Annotated in this window: 18 protein-coding genes; 7 read left to right on the top strand and 11 right to left on the bottom strand. The window is 61.9% G+C overall.

The window, feature by feature from the left end; all coding sequences use genetic code 11:
* Window positions 1-15: 15 nt before the first annotated feature.
* Entirely contained in the window at window positions 16-954 is a 939-nt protein-coding gene (locus AC57B6_RS26860) for a LysR family transcriptional regulator (protein ID WP_496422457.1), read from the bottom strand.
* 173 nt (window positions 955-1,127) lie between these two features.
* Between AC57B6_RS26860 and AC57B6_RS26855 the strand changes: the two genes are divergently transcribed.
* On the top strand, window positions 1,128-1,907 hold the full coding sequence (locus AC57B6_RS26855) for a putative hydro-lyase (RefSeq protein WP_028197408.1): 780 nt from the start codon (window positions 1,128-1,130) through the stop codon (window positions 1,905-1,907).
* 77 nt (window positions 1,908-1,984) lie between these two features.
* The gene (locus AC57B6_RS26850) at window positions 1,985-3,289 is read left to right on the top strand and encodes an MFS transporter (protein WP_216751669.1); all 1,305 of its coding nucleotides are present in this window, start codon (window positions 1,985-1,987) and stop codon (window positions 3,287-3,289) included.
* 22 nt (window positions 3,290-3,311) lie between these two features.
* Here the strand turns inward: AC57B6_RS26850 and yjfF are convergent, their stop codons facing one another.
* The 5 genes from yjfF to AC57B6_RS26825 all read right to left on the bottom strand — a co-directional run bounded on the left by yjfF (window position 3,312) and on the right by AC57B6_RS26825 (window position 9,216).
* On the bottom strand, window positions 3,312-4,415 hold the full coding sequence (gene yjfF / locus AC57B6_RS26845; protein WP_496422531.1) for a galactofuranose ABC transporter, permease protein YjfF: 1,104 nt from the start codon (window positions 4,413-4,415) through the stop codon (window positions 3,312-3,314).
* On the bottom strand, window positions 4,415-5,446 hold the full coding sequence (locus AC57B6_RS26840) for an ABC transporter permease (protein ID WP_496422456.1): 1,032 nt from the start codon (window positions 5,444-5,446) through the stop codon (window positions 4,415-4,417). Before AC57B6_RS26840 ends, yjfF begins: the two co-directional genes overlap by 1 nt.
* The gene (locus AC57B6_RS26835) at window positions 5,443-7,068 is read right to left on the bottom strand and encodes a sugar ABC transporter ATP-binding protein (RefSeq protein WP_496422455.1); all 1,626 of its coding nucleotides are present in this window, start codon (window positions 7,066-7,068) and stop codon (window positions 5,443-5,445) included. Before AC57B6_RS26835 ends, AC57B6_RS26840 begins: the two co-directional genes overlap by 4 nt.
* Window positions 7,069-7,293: 225 nt before the next feature.
* Window positions 7,294-8,280 (bottom strand): ABC transporter substrate-binding protein, encoded by a 987-nt coding sequence (locus tag AC57B6_RS26830; RefSeq protein WP_030100885.1) that lies wholly within the window; start codon window positions 8,278-8,280, stop codon window positions 7,294-7,296.
* A 336-nt stretch (window positions 8,281-8,616) separates the two neighbouring features.
* Window positions 8,617-9,216: an alpha-ketoglutarate-dependent dioxygenase AlkB gene (locus AC57B6_RS26825; protein WP_491564658.1), complete on the bottom strand. Its 600-nt coding sequence runs from the start codon at window positions 9,214-9,216 to the stop codon at window positions 8,617-8,619.
* A gap of 157 nt (window positions 9,217-9,373) precedes the next feature.
* On the opposite strand from AC57B6_RS26825, the gene AC57B6_RS26820 reads away from it, so the two are divergent.
* A complete protein-coding gene (locus tag AC57B6_RS26820) occupies window positions 9,374-9,958 on the top strand; it encodes a malonic semialdehyde reductase (protein ID WP_028197415.1) in 585 nt (194 codons plus the stop codon).
* Between the two features lie 52 nt (window positions 9,959-10,010).
* On the opposite strand, the gene AC57B6_RS26815 is transcribed toward AC57B6_RS26820, so the two are convergent.
* The gene (locus tag AC57B6_RS26815) at window positions 10,011-10,340 is read right to left on the bottom strand and encodes a hypothetical protein (protein ID WP_028197416.1); all 330 of its coding nucleotides are present in this window, start codon (window positions 10,338-10,340) and stop codon (window positions 10,011-10,013) included.
* Between the two features lie 386 nt (window positions 10,341-10,726).
* Between AC57B6_RS26815 and AC57B6_RS26810 the strand changes: the two genes are divergently transcribed.
* The gene (locus AC57B6_RS26810) at window positions 10,727-11,890 is read left to right on the top strand and encodes a metallophosphoesterase (RefSeq protein WP_496422454.1); all 1,164 of its coding nucleotides are present in this window, start codon (window positions 10,727-10,729) and stop codon (window positions 11,888-11,890) included.
* 136 nt (window positions 11,891-12,026) lie between these two features.
* Here AC57B6_RS26810 and AC57B6_RS26805 read toward each other — a convergent pair whose 3' ends face one another.
* The gene (locus AC57B6_RS26805; RefSeq protein ID WP_030100889.1) at window positions 12,027-12,551 is read right to left on the bottom strand and encodes a hypothetical protein; all 525 of its coding nucleotides are present in this window, start codon (window positions 12,549-12,551) and stop codon (window positions 12,027-12,029) included.
* 653 nt (window positions 12,552-13,204) lie between these two features.
* On the opposite strand from AC57B6_RS26805, the gene AC57B6_RS26800 reads away from it, so the two are divergent.
* Window positions 13,205-13,912, top strand: coding sequence for an MgtC/SapB family protein (locus AC57B6_RS26800; RefSeq protein WP_028197419.1), 708 nt, complete (start codon window positions 13,205-13,207; stop codon window positions 13,910-13,912).
* A gap of 162 nt (window positions 13,913-14,074) precedes the next feature.
* Window positions 14,075-14,329, top strand: coding sequence for a GlsB/YeaQ/YmgE family stress response membrane protein (locus AC57B6_RS26795; protein WP_028197420.1), 255 nt, complete (start codon window positions 14,075-14,077; stop codon window positions 14,327-14,329).
* 62 nt (window positions 14,330-14,391) lie between these two features.
* Here the strand turns inward: AC57B6_RS26795 and scpC are convergent, their stop codons facing one another.
* From scpC to AC57B6_RS26780, 3 genes are all read right to left on the bottom strand, one after another.
* Window positions 14,392-15,906, bottom strand: a complete 1,515-nt coding sequence (scpC, locus tag AC57B6_RS26790) for a succinyl-CoA:acetate CoA-transferase ScpC (protein ID WP_106353331.1) — start codon at window positions 15,904-15,906, stop codon at window positions 14,392-14,394.
* Window positions 15,907-16,098: 192 nt separating this feature from the next.
* Window positions 16,099-16,314 (bottom strand): hypothetical protein, encoded by a 216-nt coding sequence (locus AC57B6_RS26785; RefSeq protein ID WP_030100892.1) that lies wholly within the window; start codon window positions 16,312-16,314, stop codon window positions 16,099-16,101.
* 178 nt (window positions 16,315-16,492) lie between these two features.
* Complete coding sequence (locus tag AC57B6_RS26780) at window positions 16,493-18,658, bottom strand: FUSC family protein (protein WP_496422453.1); 2,166 nt, start codon at window positions 18,656-18,658, stop codon at window positions 16,493-16,495.
* 200 nt (window positions 18,659-18,858) lie between these two features.
* Here AC57B6_RS26780 and AC57B6_RS26775 point away from each other — a divergent pair, with 200 nt between their 5' ends.
* A complete protein-coding gene (locus tag AC57B6_RS26775) occupies window positions 18,859-19,860 on the top strand; it encodes a LysR family transcriptional regulator (RefSeq protein WP_046570927.1) in 1,002 nt (333 codons plus the stop codon).
* Window positions 19,861-20,212: the final 352 nt, after the last annotated feature.

The raw sequence follows: 20,212 nt of genomic DNA, 5'->3' as shown, positions 1-20,212 counted from the left end.
CGGCCTCGCGGCACATTACCGCCGCTCGATCAACTGCCGTCCCATCGCCTTCGCATACTGATCACATGCGCTGCGCGCAACACGCGACGCCGCCAGCACACCGACGTCGGCGTCGTCGCGGTAGTACATCGCAATGTCGATCGGCGGCGGCAACGGACGCACCTGTAGTTGCCCCAGTTCGCCGCTGCCCAGGAAAGGCTCGACAAACAGAGCCGGCACCGCCGCGATTCCATAGCCGTCGCGCAACAGTTTCACGATCACCGCAACCGACGGCATGCAGGTCACCTGCGTATCCGCTGCCGGCACGCCGGCGCGCTTCGCCAGCATCTCGACGATCGCCTCCACGGCGATTTGCGGCGCGGTGCCCCGGCCGAACGTCAGTACGGGTTTCTGCAAGATCGTCTGCACATGTTTCGCGCGGCTCGCCGGAATCAGATCGTTGCGCGCGATCCAGCGCACGGGATAGCTCGCCAGCAAGGTCGAGACAATCGACGCTTCCTGCACACCGGTTTCCTCCACCTGAATGACGAGATCCAGTTCACCCGCGCGCAACCGGGGTCCAAGCACGGCGCTCGTGTCGACACTCAGGTCGACGACGATGCGGTTGTACTCGACACTCAGCATCCGGATGTAGTCCGGCAGCCAGCTGTGCACCACCGTTTCGACCACGCCGAGCCGCAGCCGCTTTGTCACCTGGGTCTCGTCCTGCGCAGCCAGTTGCAGCGAACGCGTGGCCTGCACGACCGAGCGCGCATGCGCGAGCAACCGCTCGCCATGCGCCGTGAGTTGAAACTCCGCAGCGTCGCGTTCGATCAGCTCCACGCCCAACTCGGCTTCAAGCGTTTTGATACGCAGCGAAATTGCAGCGGGCGTCGCATGCATTGCAGCCGCGGTCGCGCGAAAGCTGCCTAGACGGGCGAGCGTCAAAAACGTTTCGACAAAGCGCGTATTCATTGCATTAGCTCTCCCAACAGCGATCTGATGCACGCGATCATCGCGGCTGAATCCTGCCTGTGCTGTTAAGTTTAATTTAACAAAACACAAGAATAACTCGCTGGATGGATATTTTTGGCGTTACTAATCTGGATTCCATAAGTCAACCGGACCTAGCTGGAGTCGAGCCTTTCATGTCCTACACGCCTTCCGAGTTTCGTCAACAGATTCGCAATCGCCGCCTGTCCGGCCCGACTGCGGGCTACTGTGGCGACTATGCACAAGCCAACCTCGCCATCCTGCCGAGGCAATACGCCGACGATTTCCTGCGCTTCTGCACGCTCAATCCCAAAGCCTGCCCATTGCTCGGCATCGGTGAACCGGGCCAATGGCGCGTACCGTCGCTAGGCGACGATCTCGACATACGCAACGACGTCCCCGCGTTTTATGTGTATCGCCACGGCGAGCGCAGCGAGGAAGTGCATAGCCTCGACGAGCTTTGGCGGGACGACCTGGTGGTGTTCGCGATCGGCTGTTCGTTTTCGTTCGAGGAAATGCTGCGGCGCGAAGGCATTCCGCTGCGCCATATCGAACAGCAGGTGAATGTGCCGATGTATCGAACCCGCGAGCGCAACGTGGCCGCGGGCGTGTTCGGCGGTAACCGCGTGGTTTCGATGCGGCCGATGAAAGCCGCCGACGCGATCCGCGCCATTCAGATCACCAGCCGCTTTCCCGCGGTACATGGCGCGCCGGTGCATATCGGCGATCCTGCGCTGCTCGGTATTCGTGACATCGCGCGGCCCGATTTCGGCGACGCAGTCGAAGTGCGCAGCGACGAGCTACCCGTGTTCTGGGCCTGTGGCGTCACGCCGCAAGCCGCAATAGAAAGTGCGCGTTTGCCGTTTGCGATCGCGCACAAACCGGGACACATGCTCGTCACCGACATTCCCAACACCACGCTGGCGATACTTTAACCGCGGCGTTATTCGAGTTGTCCTAACCACAAGCTGCACGGCAAGACGCGGCCACCGACCACGACCGGAGTCCCAGCATGAAAACCGAAGCGCAATTGACCGCAGACGCCGAACGCTACGACGCGCCCGGTACAGGGAAAGGACCGTTCGCATGGTATCGGCAGATTTCCGCCGGCGAAAAGCGTGCGTTCTGGAGCTGCAAGATCGGCTACGTGCTCGACGCCATGGACACGCAATTCCTGAGCTTCGTGATCCCGACGCTGATTGCGACGTGGGGCATCACACGCGGCGATGCCGGGCTCATCGGAACGGTCACGCTGTTGAGTTCGGCCGTCGGCGGCTGGGCGGCCGGCGTGCTGTCCGATCGCATCGGCCGGGTGAAAACCTTGCAGATCACGATTCTCTGGTTCGCGGTGTTCACGCTGGCGTGCGCGCTGGCGCAGAACTTCTCGCAGTTGCTATGGGCGCGCGGATTGATGGGGCTCGGCTTCGGCGGTGAATGGACGGCGGGCGCGGTACTGATCGGCGAAGTGATCCGTCCGCGTGACCGCGGCAAGGCGGTCGGCCTGGTACAGGCAGGCTGGGCGATCGGCTGGGGCTTGTCGACGCTGCTGTTTATGGCGGTGTTTTCATGGATACCGGCCGAATACGCTTGGCGCGTGCTGTTCGCGATCGGCATCGCCCCGGCGCCGTTCGTGATCTGGATCCGCCGCTTCGTCGACGAGCCGGAGGTGCATCGGCAGCAGAAAGAAGCGCAAGCCGCCGCACAGACGCGCCCTTCGCTGATCGACATCTTCCGCGGCGATATCGTCTGGACGACCTTGCGCGCATCCATTCTCGCGACCGGCGTGCAAGGCGGCTATTACGCCGTCACCACATGGTTGCCGACGTATCTGAAAACCGAGCGGCATCTGAGCGTAATCGGCACCGGCAGCTATCTGGGCGTGGTCATCGTCGGTTCGTACTGCGGCTATCTGACGGGCGCTTACGTCAGCGACAAAATCGGCCGCAAGCGCGCGTTCATCGCATTCGCGCTGGCTTCGTGTGCGATCGCGCTGGTCTATACGCAACTGCCGCTCGATAACCTCACCATGCTCGTGCTTGGCTTCCCGCTCGGCTTCTGCGCGTCCGGCATTTTTTCGGGCATGGGCGCGTTCCTCACCGAACTGTTCCCGACCCGGATTCGCGGCTCCGGTCAGGGGTTCTGCTACAACTTCGGGCGGGCGGTCGGCGCAACATTTCCTTTCCTGATCGGCTACGTTTCGCAGACCATGCCGCTCGGCCATGCGATCGGCGTATTCGCCGCCGCGGCATATGGCGTCGTGATTCTCGCCGCGTTGACGTTGCCTGAAACCAAAGGACGTGAGCTCGACGCCTCCTGAGGCAGGCCGCTGAGCATTCCTGCTATAGCGCCTGCTCCGGCGCGCGTCCGATCACGTGCGAATCGGGCGCCGTGGTGCCGCCCGGCCCCCGCTCATGCTCGCGGCCGGGGGTTGCGACCGCACCGGTGCCACCGGGACGCCGCGTCGACTTTGCGTGCCGCTCGATCAATCGCTGCAGCAGACAGAACGCGCATAGCAACGCGCCGATCACGATGCGGGTCCACCACGAACTGAGGGTGCCGTCGAAGGTAATCAGCGTCTGGATCGTGCCCAGAATGCCGACGCCGAATAGCGAGCCGATCACATAGCCGACCCCGCCCGTCAACAAGGTGCCGCCGATCACCGTCGCCGCGATCGCATCGAGTTCCATGCCCTGCCCCTGCAGCCCATAGCCCGACAGCACATAGAACGTGAATACCGCGCCGCCGAGCGCCGAGCAGAACCCGCTCAGCGCGTACACGCCGATCCGCGTACGCGCGACCGGCAAGCCCATCAGCAAGGCCGAGCGCGGATTGCCGCCCACCGCATACACGTTGCGGCCCAAGCGCGTGAAATGCGCGACGTAGATCGCAGCGGCCAGCGTGACAAGCGCGATCAACACATTGGCTGAAACCGAACCGACACCGATATTGAGGCGAAACGCGGAAATTTTCTGGAACGTCGGATCGTTGATGGTGATCGACTGCGTCGTGATCAGGAAGCACAAGCCACGCGCGAAGAACATGCCGGCCAACGTGACAATGAACGCCTGCAAGCGGAAAAAGTGAATGAGTGCGCCCTGCACCGCGCCGAACACCGTGCCCATCAGCAGTACGATCGGCACGATCAGCCAGACCGGCCAATACATGTGTTCGGAAAGTACCGCTTCGACGATGGTGGTCAGCGCCACCACCGAGCCCACCGACAGATCGATCCCACCGGACACGATCACGAATGTCATGCCGATTGCGACAATCAGCAGGAAGGCGTTATCGACCAGCAGGTCCAGCAGCACCTGCCACGAGAGAAAGCCGGTGTACATCACGGAGCCGAAACCGAACAGCGCGCAGAACAGCAGGATGGTCACGGCGATCGGCAGCGTGCGCGGATCGACGATATGGGCCCAGACGTCGAAAAGTCGTTTCATCATCGCGCCACCCCGCGCTGCGTGAAGAGCGACATGGCAAGCGCGCGCGCCGAGGGCGACTGGATCACGCTCACCGCGAGCACCACGGCCGCCTTGACGACGAGCGTCGCCTCCGGCGGCACGCCGATCGAGTAGGTCGTGTAAGTGAGCGTCTGGATAATCAGTGCGCCCAGCACCGTGCCCGTCAAACTGAAGCGGCCCCCGAGCAGCGAGGTGCCGCCGAGCGTCACCGCCAGAATCGCGTCGAGTTCGAGCAGCAGGCCCGCGTTATTGCCATCGGCGCTGCGCACGTTCGAACTGATGAGGATGCCCGCCATCGCGGCGGTCAAGCCCGAGAAACCGTACACCACGAATACCAGCGCTTTCGAGCGCAAGCCGACGAGGCGCGTCGCCACCGGATTGACGCCGATCGCGCGAATGAAAAGCCCGAGCGCCGTGCCTTCAACGAGCGCTGCGGTGGCCAGCACAGCCGCGCTTGCGATCCACACCGAGCACGGCACGCCAAGCCAGTACCCGCCGCCGACCAGCAGATAGCCGGGTGCGCCGATCGGTATGATCTGCCCCGCCGTCAGCAACTGGGCGATGCCACGCCCGGCCACCATCAGGATCAACGTGGCGATGATCGGCTGCATGCCGACGAACGACACCAGCAGTCCGTTCCACATGCCGCTCAATACGCCGACGATCAGCGCTGCGATTAACGCTTGGGCGATCAATCCGCCACTCGGCTCGGGCTGCGTCGCGAGTATCGTGGCCGCAGCGGCGCCGGCAATCGCCACGACCGCGCCGACTGAAATATCGATGCCACGCGTGGCGATCACGAGCGTCATGCCGGTGGCGACCAGCACCAGCGGCGCCGCGCGATTCAGGACGTCGATCGGCGCGCCGAACAGGTGGCCGTCGAGGATCCGTAGCGACAGAAAATGCGGATTCACCCACAGATTCAGCGCGCACAACAGCACCAGCGTGACGCAAGGCCAGATCAACGGCCGCTCCGCACCATCGCGCATGAACCAGTTCGATAGCTTCATTCGCCGCTCCCCGCGATGAGTCGATAGATGTTGTCTTCGTTCGACGCGTTGCCGGCCACTTCAGCGATCTTGCGGCGGTCGCGCAGCACCGCCACACGATGGCTCACGCGCAGCACCTCGCTGATCTCCGATGAAATGAACAGGATGCTCAGACCGTTCGCGCATAGCGCCAGCAAGCGGTCCATGATGTCGAACTTCGCGGCGACGTCGATGCCGCGAGTGGGTTCGTCGAGAATCAGCAGCTTGGGATCGGTAGCCAGCCAGCGCGCAAGCAGTGCTTTCTGCTGGTTGCCGCCGGAGAGCAACCCGATCGGCTGTTCGGCATCCGTCGCCTTGATGCCGAGACGCTCGATCCACATGTCGGCAATTTCATGGGCGCGCTGCCGTTTGATCTTGCGCCACCAGCCGCGTCGCGCCTGCAACGCCAGCAGAATGTTCTCGCGGATCGACAGTTCGGCGACGATGCCCTCTTTCTTGCGGTCTTCCGCGCAGTAGCCGATGCCGTGCCGCACGGCGTCGTGGGGCGAACGCAGCCGCACCGGACGGCCTTCGATCAGAATCGTGCCGCTGTCGGCGCGGTCCGCCCCGAACAATAGCCGCGCGGTTTCCGTGCGGCCCGAACCGAGCAGGCCGGCCAGCCCGAGTATCTGACCCGGTTGCACGTCGAGGTCGAGCGGCTGCAAGGTGCCGCGCCGTCCAACGCCGCGCAGTTCGACGAATGGCTGAAGCGCCGCGTTGCCCTGCGGCCCTTCCCCTTCATGGGCAGCATGGCCGAACTGCGCCGCTTCGCGCAAGCGCGCGCTCATGCGCTCGTGACCGACCATCTTCGCGACCAGTAGGTCGGCGGGCAGGTCGCGCGCCAGATATTCGCCTTCGCGTTCGCCGTTGCGCATCACCGTGATGCGATCGGAGACGGCATAGGTCTGCTCGATGAAATGCGTGACGAACAGGATGGCGATTCCCGATTGCTTGAGATGCCGAAGTATTTTGAAAAGCTGCGTGACTTCGCCGTCGTCGAGGCTGGAGGTCGGCTCGTCGAGGATCAGCACGCGTGCATCGACCGATAACGCTCTGGCGATCGCCACCATCTGCTGCACGGCGATCGGATAAGCATCCAGCGACCGGGTGACGTCGAGCGTGACGTCAAGACGTGCGAGCGCGGCCTGCGCACGGCGCTTGATGTCGGGCCAGTCGATCGCGCCGAACCGCTTCGGCTGCCGGCCCGCAAAGATGTTCTCCGCCACTGACAGGTTCGGGCACAGGTTCACTTCCTGATACAGCGTGCGCACGCCGGCGGCCTCGGCCTCCTGCGGCGAAGCAAACGCCACGACTTCGCCGCCGAGGCGGATCGTGCCGGCATCAGGCGCGAGTACGCCGGTCAGGACGTTGATCAGGGTGGACTTGCCGGCGCCGTTCTGCCCCATCAACGTATGAATCTCACCGGGAAACAGGCGAAAATCGACTCGCTGCAGCGCTTTCACGCCCGGGAAAGTCTTGCTGACACCGGCCGTCGCAAGAATCGGCTCGAGTGGATGCGAGGCCGCGCTTGCGCGGGCGTGCCCTGGTCTGGCCGGGGTGGCCTGAGTGGCTGGCGGATTGGGTTCCGATGCGGGATGCGTCATAGACCTCGCTCGATGGGCGTTGCGTTGCTCGGGTGGGCTCAGGCAGATCGAGTCGGGCACAAGCTGATCCGGCGGAAAAGAGACCGCCCGATGCCAAAAGCAGCCGGGCGGTCAGGCACCGCTGGAGAAACTCTGATGATCTGTCTTCAGTTCGTTTTTTATCCTGCACCTATCGTATGGATAGCTAACCAGTTGGCCGCCATACCCTGCCCCATACCGTTCGTGTCAGTACTTGCGTGTCGGCAAAGTCTGCGCCGCGACGCTCATCGGGAAGACCGTCTCCTGCGTCAGGATCCGCTTGGGCAGTGGCTTGCCGGCCACCACGTCCTTGACCGCTGACATCAGTTGCGGGCCCAGCAACGGGCTGCATTCCACATCGACGTTCATCTTGCCCGCGGCCATCGCCTGGAAGCCGCCCTTGGTCGCATCGAATGAAACGACGGTGATGTCCTTGCCCGGATGCATGCCGGCCTCTTCCATCGCCTGGATCGCGCCGAGCGCCATATCGTCGTTATGCGCATAAACTACATTTATTTTATTTCCATAAGTTTTTATAAATGCTTCCATCACCTGCTTGCCGCCAGCAAGCGTGAAGTCGCCGCTTTGCGACGCGATGATCTTAAATTTTGGATCGCTCTTGATCACTTCGATCAAGCCGGCATGCCGGTCGTTCGCGGGAGCTGAGCCAACCGTTCCTTGCAACTCGGCGATGTTGATGGGGCCTTGATCGTTTTTATAGTGATCCTCGAGCCAATGACCGCCACGCCGTCCTTCTTCCAGGAAGTCCGAGCCGATCATCGTCACGTACAAAGATGTGTCCTTCACGTCGATGTTGCGGTCGGTCAGGATCACCGGAATGTTTGCGGCTTTAGCTTCGCGTAGCACCGGTTCCCAGCCCGATTCGACGACGGGCGAAAACGCGATCACGTCGACTTTCTGCGCAATGTAGGAGCGGATCGCCTTGATCTGGTTTTCCTGCTTTTGCTGGGCGTCGGAGAACTTGAGCTTGATCTTCGCATCCGCCGCCGCGGACTTCACCGACTCGGTGTTGGCGGTTCGCCATGCGCTTTCGGCGCCGACCTGCGCGAAACCGAGCGTGATCTGTTTGTCCTGCGCGTAAGCGCCCGGTGTTGCCAGCGCCAGCGCGCCGATGCTCGAGCAAAGCGCGAGCGCGCCCAACGCACGACATGCGGCGCGTCGTGTATTCGCCATGACTGTCTCCTGTTCGTTGTTGTGTCAGCGATCCATAACGAACCCGCCCAGCGTTTGCGGCCCTCAGGGTGTGTGGATCGTGATGTAGCGTAGTGTCTGGGGCGTTAACCGTCCAATCATATGATTCGCGTCGGCGATATCAATTTTGGTATGACGGGCGGGTTCAGTCATGACGTGGGACGGGACGGTTCCGCGGGGATGACGCTCGCTCGCGCGGACGGAACGGGGACTTGGGCGATGCTCTTTTATACGTTTAAGTGCCCGACCTCAGGGTCTCCGGCCATTGGCCAGTGCCGGGTGGGCGCCGGATTGGACGACTGGCGGCCGGCCCTCGATCTAACGGGCCGCTCCACGCGGCGTCACCCAGCGAAACGTCAGATTGATGCGCTCGCCGGCCACACGCGGCTCCTTCGGCACACGATGCCGCCATTCGGCCTGCGTGTTGCCTTTCATCACCAGCAAGCTACCGCCCTTCAGCGAGAACGACTGCACGACGCCGGTCTTGTTATGCCGCAGGTCGAAGGTGCGCGCCACGCCGAGGCTGATCGACGCAATCACCGGCTGCACGCCGAGTTCCGGCTCGCGGTCCGCGTGCCACCCCATGCTGTCGGTACCAGTGCGATAACGGTTGATCAGCACGCTGTTAAAGCGCGCCTGGCAGCTTGCTTGCGCCGCGATCCTCAGTTCGGCGACGGCCGGCGTCCACGGTTGCGGTACGTTGCGAATCCCGGAGTAGACGTAGACCGCGTCCGGCTCGCCCTGCCAGGCAGTCAGCCGCGGCAGCGGCACACGGCCGGCCGGTGTGCCCATCATGTCCTGACGCCACTCCACTTCGTCGATGAGTTGGGTTAGCGCGTGCGCCGCGGCCTCGGGCGTGAGCCACTCCGGGAACCAGTCCACGTCGGGCGTTGGGAAGTTATCGAAAAGGTCCGCCATGAGATTACCTGAATGCGATTGCGCACGCGATTCGTGCGCGACTAGAAACCCTGGCTATTATGGCGGCAACGGCGACGACTCTCACGCCCGCGGCTTGCGCTGTCATTCGCCACAATCATTCATTTCTCTCGTTCTTTTACTTCGACGGACTTCCATCATGATTCTCTCCGATCAGGCTCTCGACCAACTCTTTCGCGAGGCGCGCACGCACAACGGCTGGCAGGACAAACCGGTCGACGACGCCGTGCTCAGGCAACTTACCGAGCTCGTATTGCTCGGGCCGACCTCGGCCAATTCGAGCCCCGGCCGCTTCGTCTACGTGAAAACGCCCGAAGGCAAGGAAAAGCTGCGTCCGGCCTTGTCGCCGGGCAATCTCGAGAAGACGATGGCAGCACCGGTCACGGTGATCGTAGGGATGGATATGGCGTTTTACGAGCATCTGCCGAAGCTGTTTCCGCACGCCGACGCACGCAGCTGGTTCGCAGGCAACGATAAGGCGATCGCGGATACGGCCTTTCGGAATTCGACGCTGCAAGGCGGCTATCTGATTCTCGCCGCCCGCGCGCTCGGTCTGGACACGGGCGCGATGTCGGGATTCGACGCCGCCAAGGTCGACCAAGCCTTCTTCTCCGGCACGACCGTCAAGTCGAACTTTCTGATCAACCTGGGCTATGGCGACCCGTCGAAGCTGTTCCCGCGCAGCCCGCGCTTCGCCTTCGACGAAGCCGCCCGGATCGTCTGACAGGCTGTCGGCCGCCTATGCCGCCGCCGATGCTAACGTGCCGCCGGTGTATTTATCCGAACAGCGCCACGTAGAACACCACCGCGCCGATCACCGCGCCGACGAAGCAGAAGCCTTCGTCGGCGTCGTCGCCACTGGAGCGCAACCACGCGCCGACGACGCCGAACAGCCCTGCGATGCCAAGCGCAACGCATACCATCACGACGTCGAATAACGCGCTTTTGCCCAATTCGGAGAAGTCGATGCCGCGCACGCCGAAGTACAAGGCGAGCGCCATCAGGCATATACCCACCAGCGGCAGCATGACGTGACTGCCCTCTCGTCCGACGTGATGCCCGTGAAGTACGTGGCGTACGTGACTACCTGATCCAAGCAGTTTCATGATGCGCCCTCCTGCCTCGCCCTCAACTGACAACCGAACCAACCGCCCCTCGGCCGCGATGGCCTGAGGCTGCCGCTTCTGCAAGCTGCTTGTATTTGAGAATACTCCACGCGACAGGCAATTCAAAGCCCATTTAATTAGAGTGTCCGGAGTGTTTCGCCGATCCAGCCGGCCCGGATGCGGCAAGCGGAATTGCTGCAATGCGATACCCGTTGCGGCGTCCGGCACGGACCTGCTCGGCAGCGGCTGGAGGCAAATCTGGCGCCGTCGGCAAGGGGCGGCACATCTCGGTAGAATGATCCGGCTCGCCCGCCATTTCACGATCGCGCCTGGCGAGCCGCTGCCGCTGCTCCGCGCGTCGGCCCCTTCCCGCCTCTATCCTCTCTATGCGCCGCTCATCGTTTCTTGTTCGCATCATCCTGATTGGCATCCTGCTACATATCTACGTCGGCCTTCGTCTGATTCCGGACATGCCAGTGAGTGCCGTCGGCCGCTGGCTGTGCGCGCTGTGGCTGGTGCTGTCGATCTTTCTGATACCGCTCGGCATGCTGGCGCGCACCATCCAACAGCAACCGCTCAGCGACCGCCTCGCATGGGTCGGCTTGCTGGCAATGGGCTTCTTCTCGTCGCTGCTGGTGCTGACGTTCGTGCGCGACCTGGCGCTCGCCTCGCTGCTCACCGTCGATGCAATCTGGCCGAACTCGTTGACGATCGCGCACTGGCGCATCGGTTCGGCGGCGGCGGTACCGTTGCTTGCATTGCTGTCAACACTCGTCGGCCTGTTCAATGCACGGCGCCGCGCAAGAGTAGTGACGATCGAGGTGCCGATCGACGATTTACCGGCAGCACTCGACGGTTTCACGATCGTGCAGATCAGCGATATCCATGTCGGCCCGACCATTAAAGGCCGCTACGTGGATGCGATCGTCGACACGGTGAATCGCCTGAAGCCGGATCTGATTGCCGTCACTGGCGACGTGGTGGACGGCAGCGTGCCGCAACTGACGAAACACACGCAGCCTCTGTCGCGACTCAGCGCGCGTCACGGCGCGTTTCTCGTGACCGGCAACCACGAGTATTACGCCGGCGCGAACGCCTGGATCGACGAATTCCGGCGCCTGGGGCTAAACGTTCTGCTTAACGAGCATGTGATCGTGGAACACGACGGCGCGCGGGCCGTGATTGCCGGGGTGACGGATTACTCGGCGGGTCATCATGACCCGTTGCATCGCAGCGACCCGGTTGCGGCCCTCGCCGGCGCGCCAGGCGACGTGCTGATCAAAGTACTGCTCGCGCACCAGCCGCGCTCCGCGGAAGCAGCCGCGGCAGCAGGCTTTACGCTGCAACTGTCCGGCCATACGCACGGCGGCCAGTTCTTCCCGTGGAACTTCTTCGTGCGTTTTCAGCAGCCGTTCACGGCCGGTCTCGCGCGACTGAATGGCCTGTGGGTCTACACGAGTCGCGGCACCGGCTACTGGGGGCCGCCGAAGCGCCTGGGAGCTCCCTCGGAGATTACGCGATTGCGCCTCGTGCCTGGCGAGCCCGACTGAAGCGCCGGACCAGCCGTCCAACATCCCCGCGCCGAAGTCATACGGGATTAGGTGGCACAAAAAAGCGCGGATGTCTGCAAAGACCGTCCGCGCTCCAGCGCTAATGCGCCCCTCAGCTAATGCCTGTTACTACGAGTTACTGCGCGGGCGCCACGGCCACGCTAACTTGCGGTGCATACGCCACCAACACTTGCATGCCCGGCGTCACGCCAGCGAGCTTTGCCGGTTCGCGCCCCTGAATATGAAACACCTCGCCATTCGGGCTCTTGAGCGCCATGATGCCGGTGGCGTGATCGATGGCCTGAACTTCAGCGCTTACGTTCTGGGCCGTGTTTTGCGGCGCCGGTTGAGCCGCCGAACCATGGCCGCCGGCACCGTGCGTAACGCTGACCGTGGCGTTACGCATCATACGGATATGGATCTTGCCGCCCTGTTTGATCTGCGCCAGGTTGCTCGTATCGGTGATGGTGAACGACGCTTCGGCGCCCTGCGCGTCGAGCACGGTCACCGAATGTTTAGCCTGATCGACCGACTTAACCACACCATCTGCCTGCAGCGTACTGCTGCCTTCAAACGGCGCGGGCAAACCGGCGGCAAACGACACGAGCGGAGCAGCGGCAATCAATGCACCGGCGATGATGCCAAGAGCTTTATCTTTCATACATTCCTCAAATTGGGTAAACAGCGAACAGGGGCGACGTTGTGCGGATCGGATACGTCTGGCATGACACCAGGGCGACCGAAAGATGTCTGGGCAAAACCGAGAGAAGTGAAACGCGGATTGGGCACCAGAACCGCACGACATGTTTCGAAGTGTGCAAACAGTGTGTTTTCCGGGATGGACGTCGTCAATATTCGGAGTCCGTATTTATGCACGGAAAATTCTGCGCTCGTCGTGGAAGAGTCCGCGGACACCCGACAACTTATTGCGCCACCCGCCTCATCCCAGCTTGACTTAACTTTGCAGAGCTGCCTAAAATTCGGCCAGTTCATTTAACCGGAATCACGATCTTGGACAGTAGCAGTAGTACCAGTCGAGCTTCGATTCGCCCGATCGCCTGATCGGCAAGATTTCCGCGCCAGCCTTTATCTGTCGCCGTCTTGCCTTCGGGCCGACGGTGCACGTCGTATATCCCCTCGCACTGCCAGTGAAGCGCCGCATGGCTCAACGCCCGGCCGACGCTCCATGATTTTTTTGCGCGCCAGTGTTGGCTCGCTGGCGTCGTCACGCCTAACCGCAGCCGCGTGCTTACGTGCTGTTGTCACGTGCAAGATTCACACTGTGCGAACAACGCATCTCAACCTTTCTGATCGATGACAATTGAATTCGTCTTGCGGCTCCTTGCCGCCTTCAGCTGTGGCGTTGCGATCGGCCTCGAACGGCAGATGCGCCAGCGCAACGCCGGCCTGCGCACCATCACGCTGGTGGCGAGCGGCGCGTGCCTGTTCGTCACGCTGGGCGTGCTGACGGGCAACGGGACCGCCGGCATCACGCAGATTGCCGCGTATGTGGTATCGGGCGTCGGCTTTCTTGGCGGCGGTGTGATCATGCGCGACAAGGGTTCCATTCAGGGGATCAATACGGCCGCCACACTATGGTGTTCGGCGGCGGTCGGCGTATTGTGCGGTGCGGGGCATTACGGTCCGGCGCTCGCCGGCACCGCAGTCGTGCTGTTGACCAATACCGTGCTGCGTGAAGTCAGCCGTGCCATCAACGCAGCGCCCGTTTCAGACGCCGATCTCGTGCGCGAGTATGTGCTGACGATCGTTTGCCGGGAGGCCGACGAGATTCACATTCGTACCGCGGTATCCAACTCGATGTATTCGTCGCCGCTGTCTTTCCAGAGCCTGACGAGCGAAGACATCGAAGACGAGTCGGGACGCATTCGCGTTACGGCAACCTTGAAGCTGCATCCGAAAGATCAATCGAAGCTCGAACAGATGGCGAGCCGCATCAGCATGGAAAAGAGCGTCTCGAGCGTTAGCTGGATCGCGAAAGAAGCGGAACCGACGCCGGAATGAGTCGCCACGTGTAAGCTCCCCATATTCGCGCGCATCGTCTACACTTAGCTTGCAATAGATTTAGACAATGTTAATTCCGCGTCCTGAATATGGACTGTCCCATAACCTTCGACTAAGCTCTGTCACCGTGAATTTTTCACACTCAACCATGGAGTCTCGATTATGGAACACGGCATCATTGCATGGCTCATCATCGGCGCAATCGCCGGCTGGCTGGCTGGCGTGCTCGTCAAGGGCGGCGGCTTCGGCCTGATCGTCGACATCATCGTCGGGATTGTCGGCGCGTTCATCGGCGGCTGGCTTGCCGGTGTGCTGCACATTTCACTGGGCGGCGGCTGGATCGGTTCGATCATTACCGCTGTGATTGGCGCCGTCATTCTGCTGTTTCTTATCCGGCTTGTCCGGCGCGGCACCTGAGCGTAGCACCTGATGTCTTACGGCGTTGGGGGCGAATGCCCCCTGACGCCGCTTTCACTTAATTAGAGCACGGCCTCCACTGCCGGCAACATCGAGCCGGTGTCACGCAGGCGCGTATGCCACGCGAAAGCCTGATCCAACTGATGCGGCGTTTGCCCACCCCATTGCAAGGCGTCCCGATAGTAGTCGCGCAGCAGATCGCGATAGAGCGGATGCGCACAGTTCTCGATGATTAGCGTAGCGCGTTCGCGCGGCGCCAGTCCGCGTAGGTCGGCCAAGCCCTGCTCCGTCACGACCACGTCCACATCGTGTTCGTTGTGATCGCAGTGCGGCACCATCGGCACGACGCTCGAAATCCGCCCTGCCTTCGCCATCGACTTCGTCGCAAAGATCGCGCACGACGCATTGCGCGCGAAATCTCCCGAACCGCCAATGCCGTTCATCATGTGCGTACCGCCGACGTGCGTGGAGTTCACATTGCCGTAGATGTCGAATTCCAACGCAGTATTCAATGCGATCAAACCGAGCCTGCGAATCACTTCAGGATGGTTGCTGACCTCCTGCGGGCGCAGCACCAGACGATCGCGATAGCGCTCGAGTTCGCCGAACACCTGCGCCTGGCGCGCGGACGACAGCGTGATGGACGCTCCCGAGGCGAACGTCACCTTGCCGGCGTCCATCAGATCGAAGGTCGAGTCCTGCAGAACTTCCGAGTAAATTTCGAAAGCTTCGAAGGGCGAATCGACAAAACCGGCCAGCACCGCATTGGCAATCGTGCCGATGCCCGCCTGCAAAGGCGGCAAGTTCCGCGGCATGCGCCCATGCGAAACCTCGTGCCGGAAGAACTCGATCAGATGGCCGGCAATCAGTTCGGTCTCCACATCGGCGGGCAGCACCGTTGACGGGCTGTCCGCCTTATCGGTGATCACGATTGCCGCGATTTTTTCCGGCGGGATTTCAATGGCCCGCGTGCCGACCCGGTCTTGCGGACGCACGATCGGCAGCGGTTCGCGATTCGGTCTGCGGCCCGGAATCCAGATGTCGTGCAGCCCTTCGAGGGCGAGGGGCTGAGCAAGATTGATTTCGACGATCACCTTGTCGGCGAGAATCGCGAAGCTGGCCGAGTTGCCCACCGACGTGGTCGGCACAATACCGCCGGTTTCGGTGATCGCAACGGCTTCGATAATCGCAATATCGAGTTTGCCGAGCTGATTTGCGCGCAGCATCTCGACTGTTTCGGACAGGTGCTGATCGACGAACATCACTTCGCCGCGATTGATCGCGTCGCGCAGAGTCTTGTCGACCTGAAACGGCAAGCGGCGCGCTAACACATGCGCCTCGGTAAGCATGCGATCTACGTCATGACCAAGCGATGCGCCGGTCATCAACGTAATTTGCAGCGGCTTGCCTTCCTGACAGACCCGCTCGGCGAGCGCGACGGGAACCGCTTTGGCATCGCCCGCGCGCGTAAAACCGCTGGCGCCGACACGCATGCCATCCTGAATGAGAAGCGCCGCCTCAGCGGCCGACGTGATTTTTCCGCGCAGTGCGGAGCAACGAATCCGGTCTTGATACATGAAACTGGGTCTCTCCATAGTCAACCGTCCAGTCTACCGGTGCGCACGTCTGCGGTGTGCTTCGCTCAGTAGCCAGATTGCCGCACCGGCCGCGGCGTCTTGATGAGACGGCGTCGCGACCAGGCATTTCATCGCATGCAGCACTTCCGCGACAGGTCCAGCGGGTACCGCAGGTGTTACTCGTGGCGTTGCCTAGCTGCCGAAGTAGATATTGCAGAAGCTCACAGGCCCGACACACTCGTCCACTTTAGCCGCCGGTGCAACGGCGCGGCCTTGCGCGGCAACGCTGTTGGCGCGCGGCGCATTCGCTTGCGCAACCTGTTGTTCCGGAGCGGCCGGCGCCGTTTGCGCATGGGCGACAACAGCGGACAAAGAGCAGGCAATCAGGGCAATCTTCAACACATTCATTTCGTTCTCCAGTACTTACGGTTACCGCCAGTAGGACGTCCCTTGTGGGGACTGCAAAGCAGTGGTGAAACTATATGGCCGGTACCTACGCGGATAAACGGGGCTAAGCGGAAGTGATCTTTCCATCTGGCAGAAGGATCGCAGCGTGCACCCGGTCCGGCGTACATGAATACCGGGCTCAACGCGCATGAAACGGTGCATCTTTGTCGAGCAACGCTGTGCGGATGAAATGCAGACAACTCAGAATGCGCTGCAGGTCGTGCCGCTTGTCGCGATCGGCATGAACGGTTTCCAGTACGTCCTGCGCGATCCATGTGGCCGAGCGCACGGAGACGAGCGACTGTGCGAGTGCAGGCGCATCAGGTCGCGCGAAGAGCCGTGCAAGGTCGTCACAAGTACGCTCGAGACTGTCACGCCAGCGCGGATGAAGTCCTTGCAAATAGCTGGCATGCGCCGCTTCGTTACGCAGATCGATCACGGCATGCCCTACTTCGAGCGTGACGAGCATCCATCGCAGCGCGTCTCGGCGGCGGCGCGAGCGGCGTGTCAGCAGCATGCGTAGCTGCGACGTCAGATCGTGCGTGCTCGACTGAAAACGTTGATTGAGTCCGGGTAATTCGTCCTTGCAAGCGGACACCACCTGGGTGCGCAAGTCGCCCTTGATTCTCTCGGTGAGCCACGGCATATCCGCGGGAAACACCACGGCAAAAACGATCGCGGCAAGCAATAGCGACACGGTGATCGCCATGCCGTTATTGATCAGCAGATCGGGAGCATAGGTGACGACGTTGTCCGGGCCGGCGAGCAGGCAGAAGAACACCGAAAAACCGATGCCATAGCCTGCCGCGAGCTTACGCGACGCGATGAATGCGCCGAGTGCCAGCACCGGCGCAAGCGTCGCACAAAGCAACGGAAAACCGTCGATGCGGGGATACACGTGGCACATGAAAAGATAGCCCGTCATGGTCGCCAGCACAGCACCAATGGCCATCTGCACGGCCATTTTCGATGCGTTCGGCGCGGTCGACGTCAATGCACAGACCAGCGCCGCGCCGATCACGGCAAGACCGCCGCTCGGCCAGTCGGTGGCGATCCAGAACCAGCCGGCAATCGCCATGACCGCGGCCGATCTCGCAAAGGTAAACGCGACCACATAGCCGTTGGTTTTACTCACGTAGCGGCCGGCGGTGCGCTGCCCTGCTGCCGACTTGCGCCGCGCCAACGACGCGTAAGTCTCGGAGTAACGGATCCATTCGTCGACGAACCGATATAGCAATTCCGCGGCCGTATCGAAGTCCGCCAGCGATTCAGCGGGGCTGGCTTCCAGCGGCCGCCTCGTTTCGCGTACGCGCCTTGGCAAGCTCGCCTGGAAAAGCCGCATACGGGCAGCGAGGCTCGATGCATCGACGTCCGCGTCGCGGGTGGACGCCAGCAGTATCGAGAGCTCGTGGAAATATGGCGTGATGGCGTCGACGATCCGGCTCGGGCCGCCGTCGCGCAGGCGTTTGAGCAACTGGCGCAGCGCGTGCAGCCGCGCGCATGCGTCCATGAACTCGCCGTTCAAACGGCCGAGATGCTGGTTGCGTGAGCGCATCGCAGGGTCCTCGAAGGCGGCAAACGTGCGCGTCGCCTCGAATCCGACGATCTCGTCGACGAGATCCGCAAAGCGCCGTTCAAACTGGCCGCGCTCGATTCCACGACTCAGCACGTCGGCCGCGAACGCAGTAAAATTCGTGTATCGAATCTGGAGCGCATGCCGCAAGGCAAGGCTGGAGCGCTGCGGCACGATCAGCGCGCTCACCGCGCTCGAACACACGATCCCGACCGCCACCTCGGCCGCTCGCGTGAGCGCCGCCAGAAAGAGCTCGTGAGGCATGGTGACATTCGGAATGCCGATCAGAGCGGCCGTGTAACCAGCCAGCACAAAGCCGTACCATCTGAAATGCCGATACCGGACCGCCGCCGCGATACACGCGCTCACCCAGCCGATCATGCCGAACATGTACAGTTCGGGCTGCTGGACGAACAGCGCGCCGAGCACCAACGCGGCGATCGTTCCCACCGCGGTGCCGAGAATCCGATAGAAACTCTTGGCGAGCACCATGCCGCTAAACGGCTGCATCAGCACAAACACCGTCGTCATCGCGATCCGCGGCTGCTGGAGATCCAGCAGCATGGCAATGCCGAGCGCCAGCAAACCTGCGGTGACCGTTTTCACCAGATGCAGCCAGATCAAACCGTCGCTATTCGCCCAGTCTCGAATGGCTGGACTGAGCGCTGGCAACATGACGCTCCACTGGCGGCGGGCGTCCACCGTCGGTTTGATCGCATGTTGGCGTTTCATCAGAGAGCAACGCGTCCCGGTTTGTCACTGGAAGAGGCGCCGGTGAACGCTGCGTGCACCGGCCAGGCAAGGCGCCGATTGTAGGAGCATGTGCTGCGCGTATTAATGGGACGGGCGCGGAACCTCCCTTCCAGAACGAACAACAATGGACTTGCAGGACAGGGGGACAATACGGCTTCTGCCGTGAAATAGAAGGATCGATGGATACGTTACAAAATATGCGAGTGTTCGTGCGCGTGGTCGAAGCCGGTAGTTTTACCGCCGCCGCGCAGTCACTCAATTCAACGACCGGCGCGATGTCCCGCGCCGTCTCGGAACTCGAAGCGCATCTGCGTACACGCCTGCTGAACCGGTCGACGCGGCGACTCGCGCTCACCACGGCGGGCGAGCGTTACCTGAAGCGGTCTCAACAGATCCTTGCAGATGTCGATACGGCGGAAGAAGAAGCAAGTTGCGCGCACGAACGCCCGAGCGGCGCGTTGCGCATGCACAGCTTTGCCAGCATCGGCCAGCATTATGTGTTGCCGGCCATCTCGCGCTATCGCGCGCTCTATCCCGAAGTGACCGTCGAGCTGACGTTATCGCAGCGCATGCCCGATCTGTTCGAAGGTAGCGCCGACGTCGCTGTGGTCGGTGCCTCGACGCTGCCGAATTCTGACCTCGTGTCACTCCCGCTGGGTACAACTTTCAGCATCCTGTGCGCATCGCCTGCTTACGTGCGCGCTCATGGCGCACCGCAGCAGCCGGGTGACCTGGCGCACCATGAGTGCCTGATTTTGCACACGCCCGCATTTCCACCCCACGAATGGGTGCTCGACGGCCCCAACGGCAGCGAGACGATGGAAGTAAACGGACCCGTGCAGGTGAATATCGCGGAATCGCTGATCGTTGCGATTCACGAGGGAATGGGCATTGGTATGGTGCCCCTTTATGCAGCGATCACGGGCTTGCGTGACGGGACGCTAGTCCGCGTATTGCCGGAATATACGCTGCAGAAGATGAACGTTTATGCGCTGTACCCGTCACGCAAGTTCATCGATGCGAAGACGCGGACTTGGGTTGAGTTCTTACGCGCGCATCTGCCGAAGGTAATTGCACGCGACGAGGCATTGCTTGCAGAAATCGGCCAGATGGATGCAGTTGATGGCGGGGTACCTGCGAGAACGGCCAGCATTGGGGACGGAGACGCCGCGGCACACTGATGCTGATTTTCGGCTGATTTTTGGCTGAGAAACTGCCGCATCTGAGCAAGGCAGTAGCGGGGATAACGAAGTGGCGGACCATTTGTGATGAAGTACATGGCCTGCCGGATAGCTTCGTTTTCACGACGCGCCTCCCGGCATGGAGGCGCGTTGTCACGCGGAGGCTGGGAACGGGAGTCAAGCGCCCCCTTGCGGTCGCGACGACACAGAATCTTGTACTGTGTTTCCGGTGTGCGTAAACGCAGAAACCCCACCTTTTCGGGGTGGGGTTTCTGATGCTGCAGGGGAGCCTGACGATTACCTACTTTCACACGGGAATCCGCACTATCATCGGCGTGGAGTCGTTTCACGG

This window comes from Paraburkholderia sp. BGA-UO-ETr-F12 (genome assembly GCF_059567945.1).
Note: the sequence above shows the minus strand (reverse complement) of the source record. Positions and strands in the feature narration are given on the sequence as shown.

Excerpts from the sequence above, each read along its gene's own strand:
- AC57B6_RS26860 (WP_496422457.1), bottom strand. The coding sequence starts at position 954 with ATGAATACGCGCTTTGTCGAAACGTTTTTGACGCTCGCCCGTCTAGGC.
- AC57B6_RS26855 (WP_028197408.1), top strand. The coding sequence starts at position 1,128 with ATGTCCTACACGCCTTCCGAGTTTCGTCAACAGATTCGCAATCGCCGC.
- AC57B6_RS26850 (WP_216751669.1), top strand. The coding sequence starts at position 1,985 with ATGAAAACCGAAGCGCAATTGACCGCAGACGCCGAACGCTACGACGCG.
- yjfF (WP_496422531.1), bottom strand. The coding sequence starts at position 4,415 with ATGAAACGACTTTTCGACGTCTGGGCCCATATCGTCGATCCGCGCACG.
- AC57B6_RS26840 (WP_496422456.1), bottom strand. The coding sequence starts at position 5,446 with ATGAAGCTATCGAACTGGTTCATGCGCGATGGTGCGGAGCGGCCGTTG.
- AC57B6_RS26835 (WP_496422455.1), bottom strand. The coding sequence starts at position 7,068 with ATGACGCATCCCGCATCGGAACCCAATCCGCCAGCCACTCAGGCCACC.
- AC57B6_RS26830 (WP_030100885.1), bottom strand. The coding sequence starts at position 8,280 with ATGGCGAATACACGACGCGCCGCATGTCGTGCGTTGGGCGCGCTCGCG.
- AC57B6_RS26825 (WP_491564658.1), bottom strand. The coding sequence starts at position 9,216 with ATGGCGGACCTTTTCGATAACTTCCCAACGCCCGACGTGGACTGGTTC.
- AC57B6_RS26820 (WP_028197415.1), top strand. The coding sequence starts at position 9,374 with ATGATTCTCTCCGATCAGGCTCTCGACCAACTCTTTCGCGAGGCGCGC.
- AC57B6_RS26815 (WP_028197416.1), bottom strand. The coding sequence starts at position 10,340 with ATGAAACTGCTTGGATCAGGTAGTCACGTACGCCACGTACTTCACGGG.
- AC57B6_RS26810 (WP_496422454.1), top strand. The coding sequence starts at position 10,727 with ATGCGCCGCTCATCGTTTCTTGTTCGCATCATCCTGATTGGCATCCTG.
- AC57B6_RS26805 (WP_030100889.1), bottom strand. The coding sequence starts at position 12,551 with ATGAAAGATAAAGCTCTTGGCATCATCGCCGGTGCATTGATTGCCGCT.
- AC57B6_RS26800 (WP_028197419.1), top strand. The coding sequence starts at position 13,205 with ATGACAATTGAATTCGTCTTGCGGCTCCTTGCCGCCTTCAGCTGTGGC.
- AC57B6_RS26795 (WP_028197420.1), top strand. The coding sequence starts at position 14,075 with ATGGAACACGGCATCATTGCATGGCTCATCATCGGCGCAATCGCCGGC.
- scpC (WP_106353331.1), bottom strand. The coding sequence starts at position 15,906 with ATGTATCAAGACCGGATTCGTTGCTCCGCACTGCGCGGAAAAATCACG.
- AC57B6_RS26785 (WP_030100892.1), bottom strand. The coding sequence starts at position 16,314 with ATGAATGTGTTGAAGATTGCCCTGATTGCCTGCTCTTTGTCCGCTGTT.
- AC57B6_RS26780 (WP_496422453.1), bottom strand. The coding sequence starts at position 18,658 with ATGAAACGCCAACATGCGATCAAACCGACGGTGGACGCCCGCCGCCAG.
- AC57B6_RS26775 (WP_046570927.1), top strand. The coding sequence starts at position 18,859 with ATGGATACGTTACAAAATATGCGAGTGTTCGTGCGCGTGGTCGAAGCC.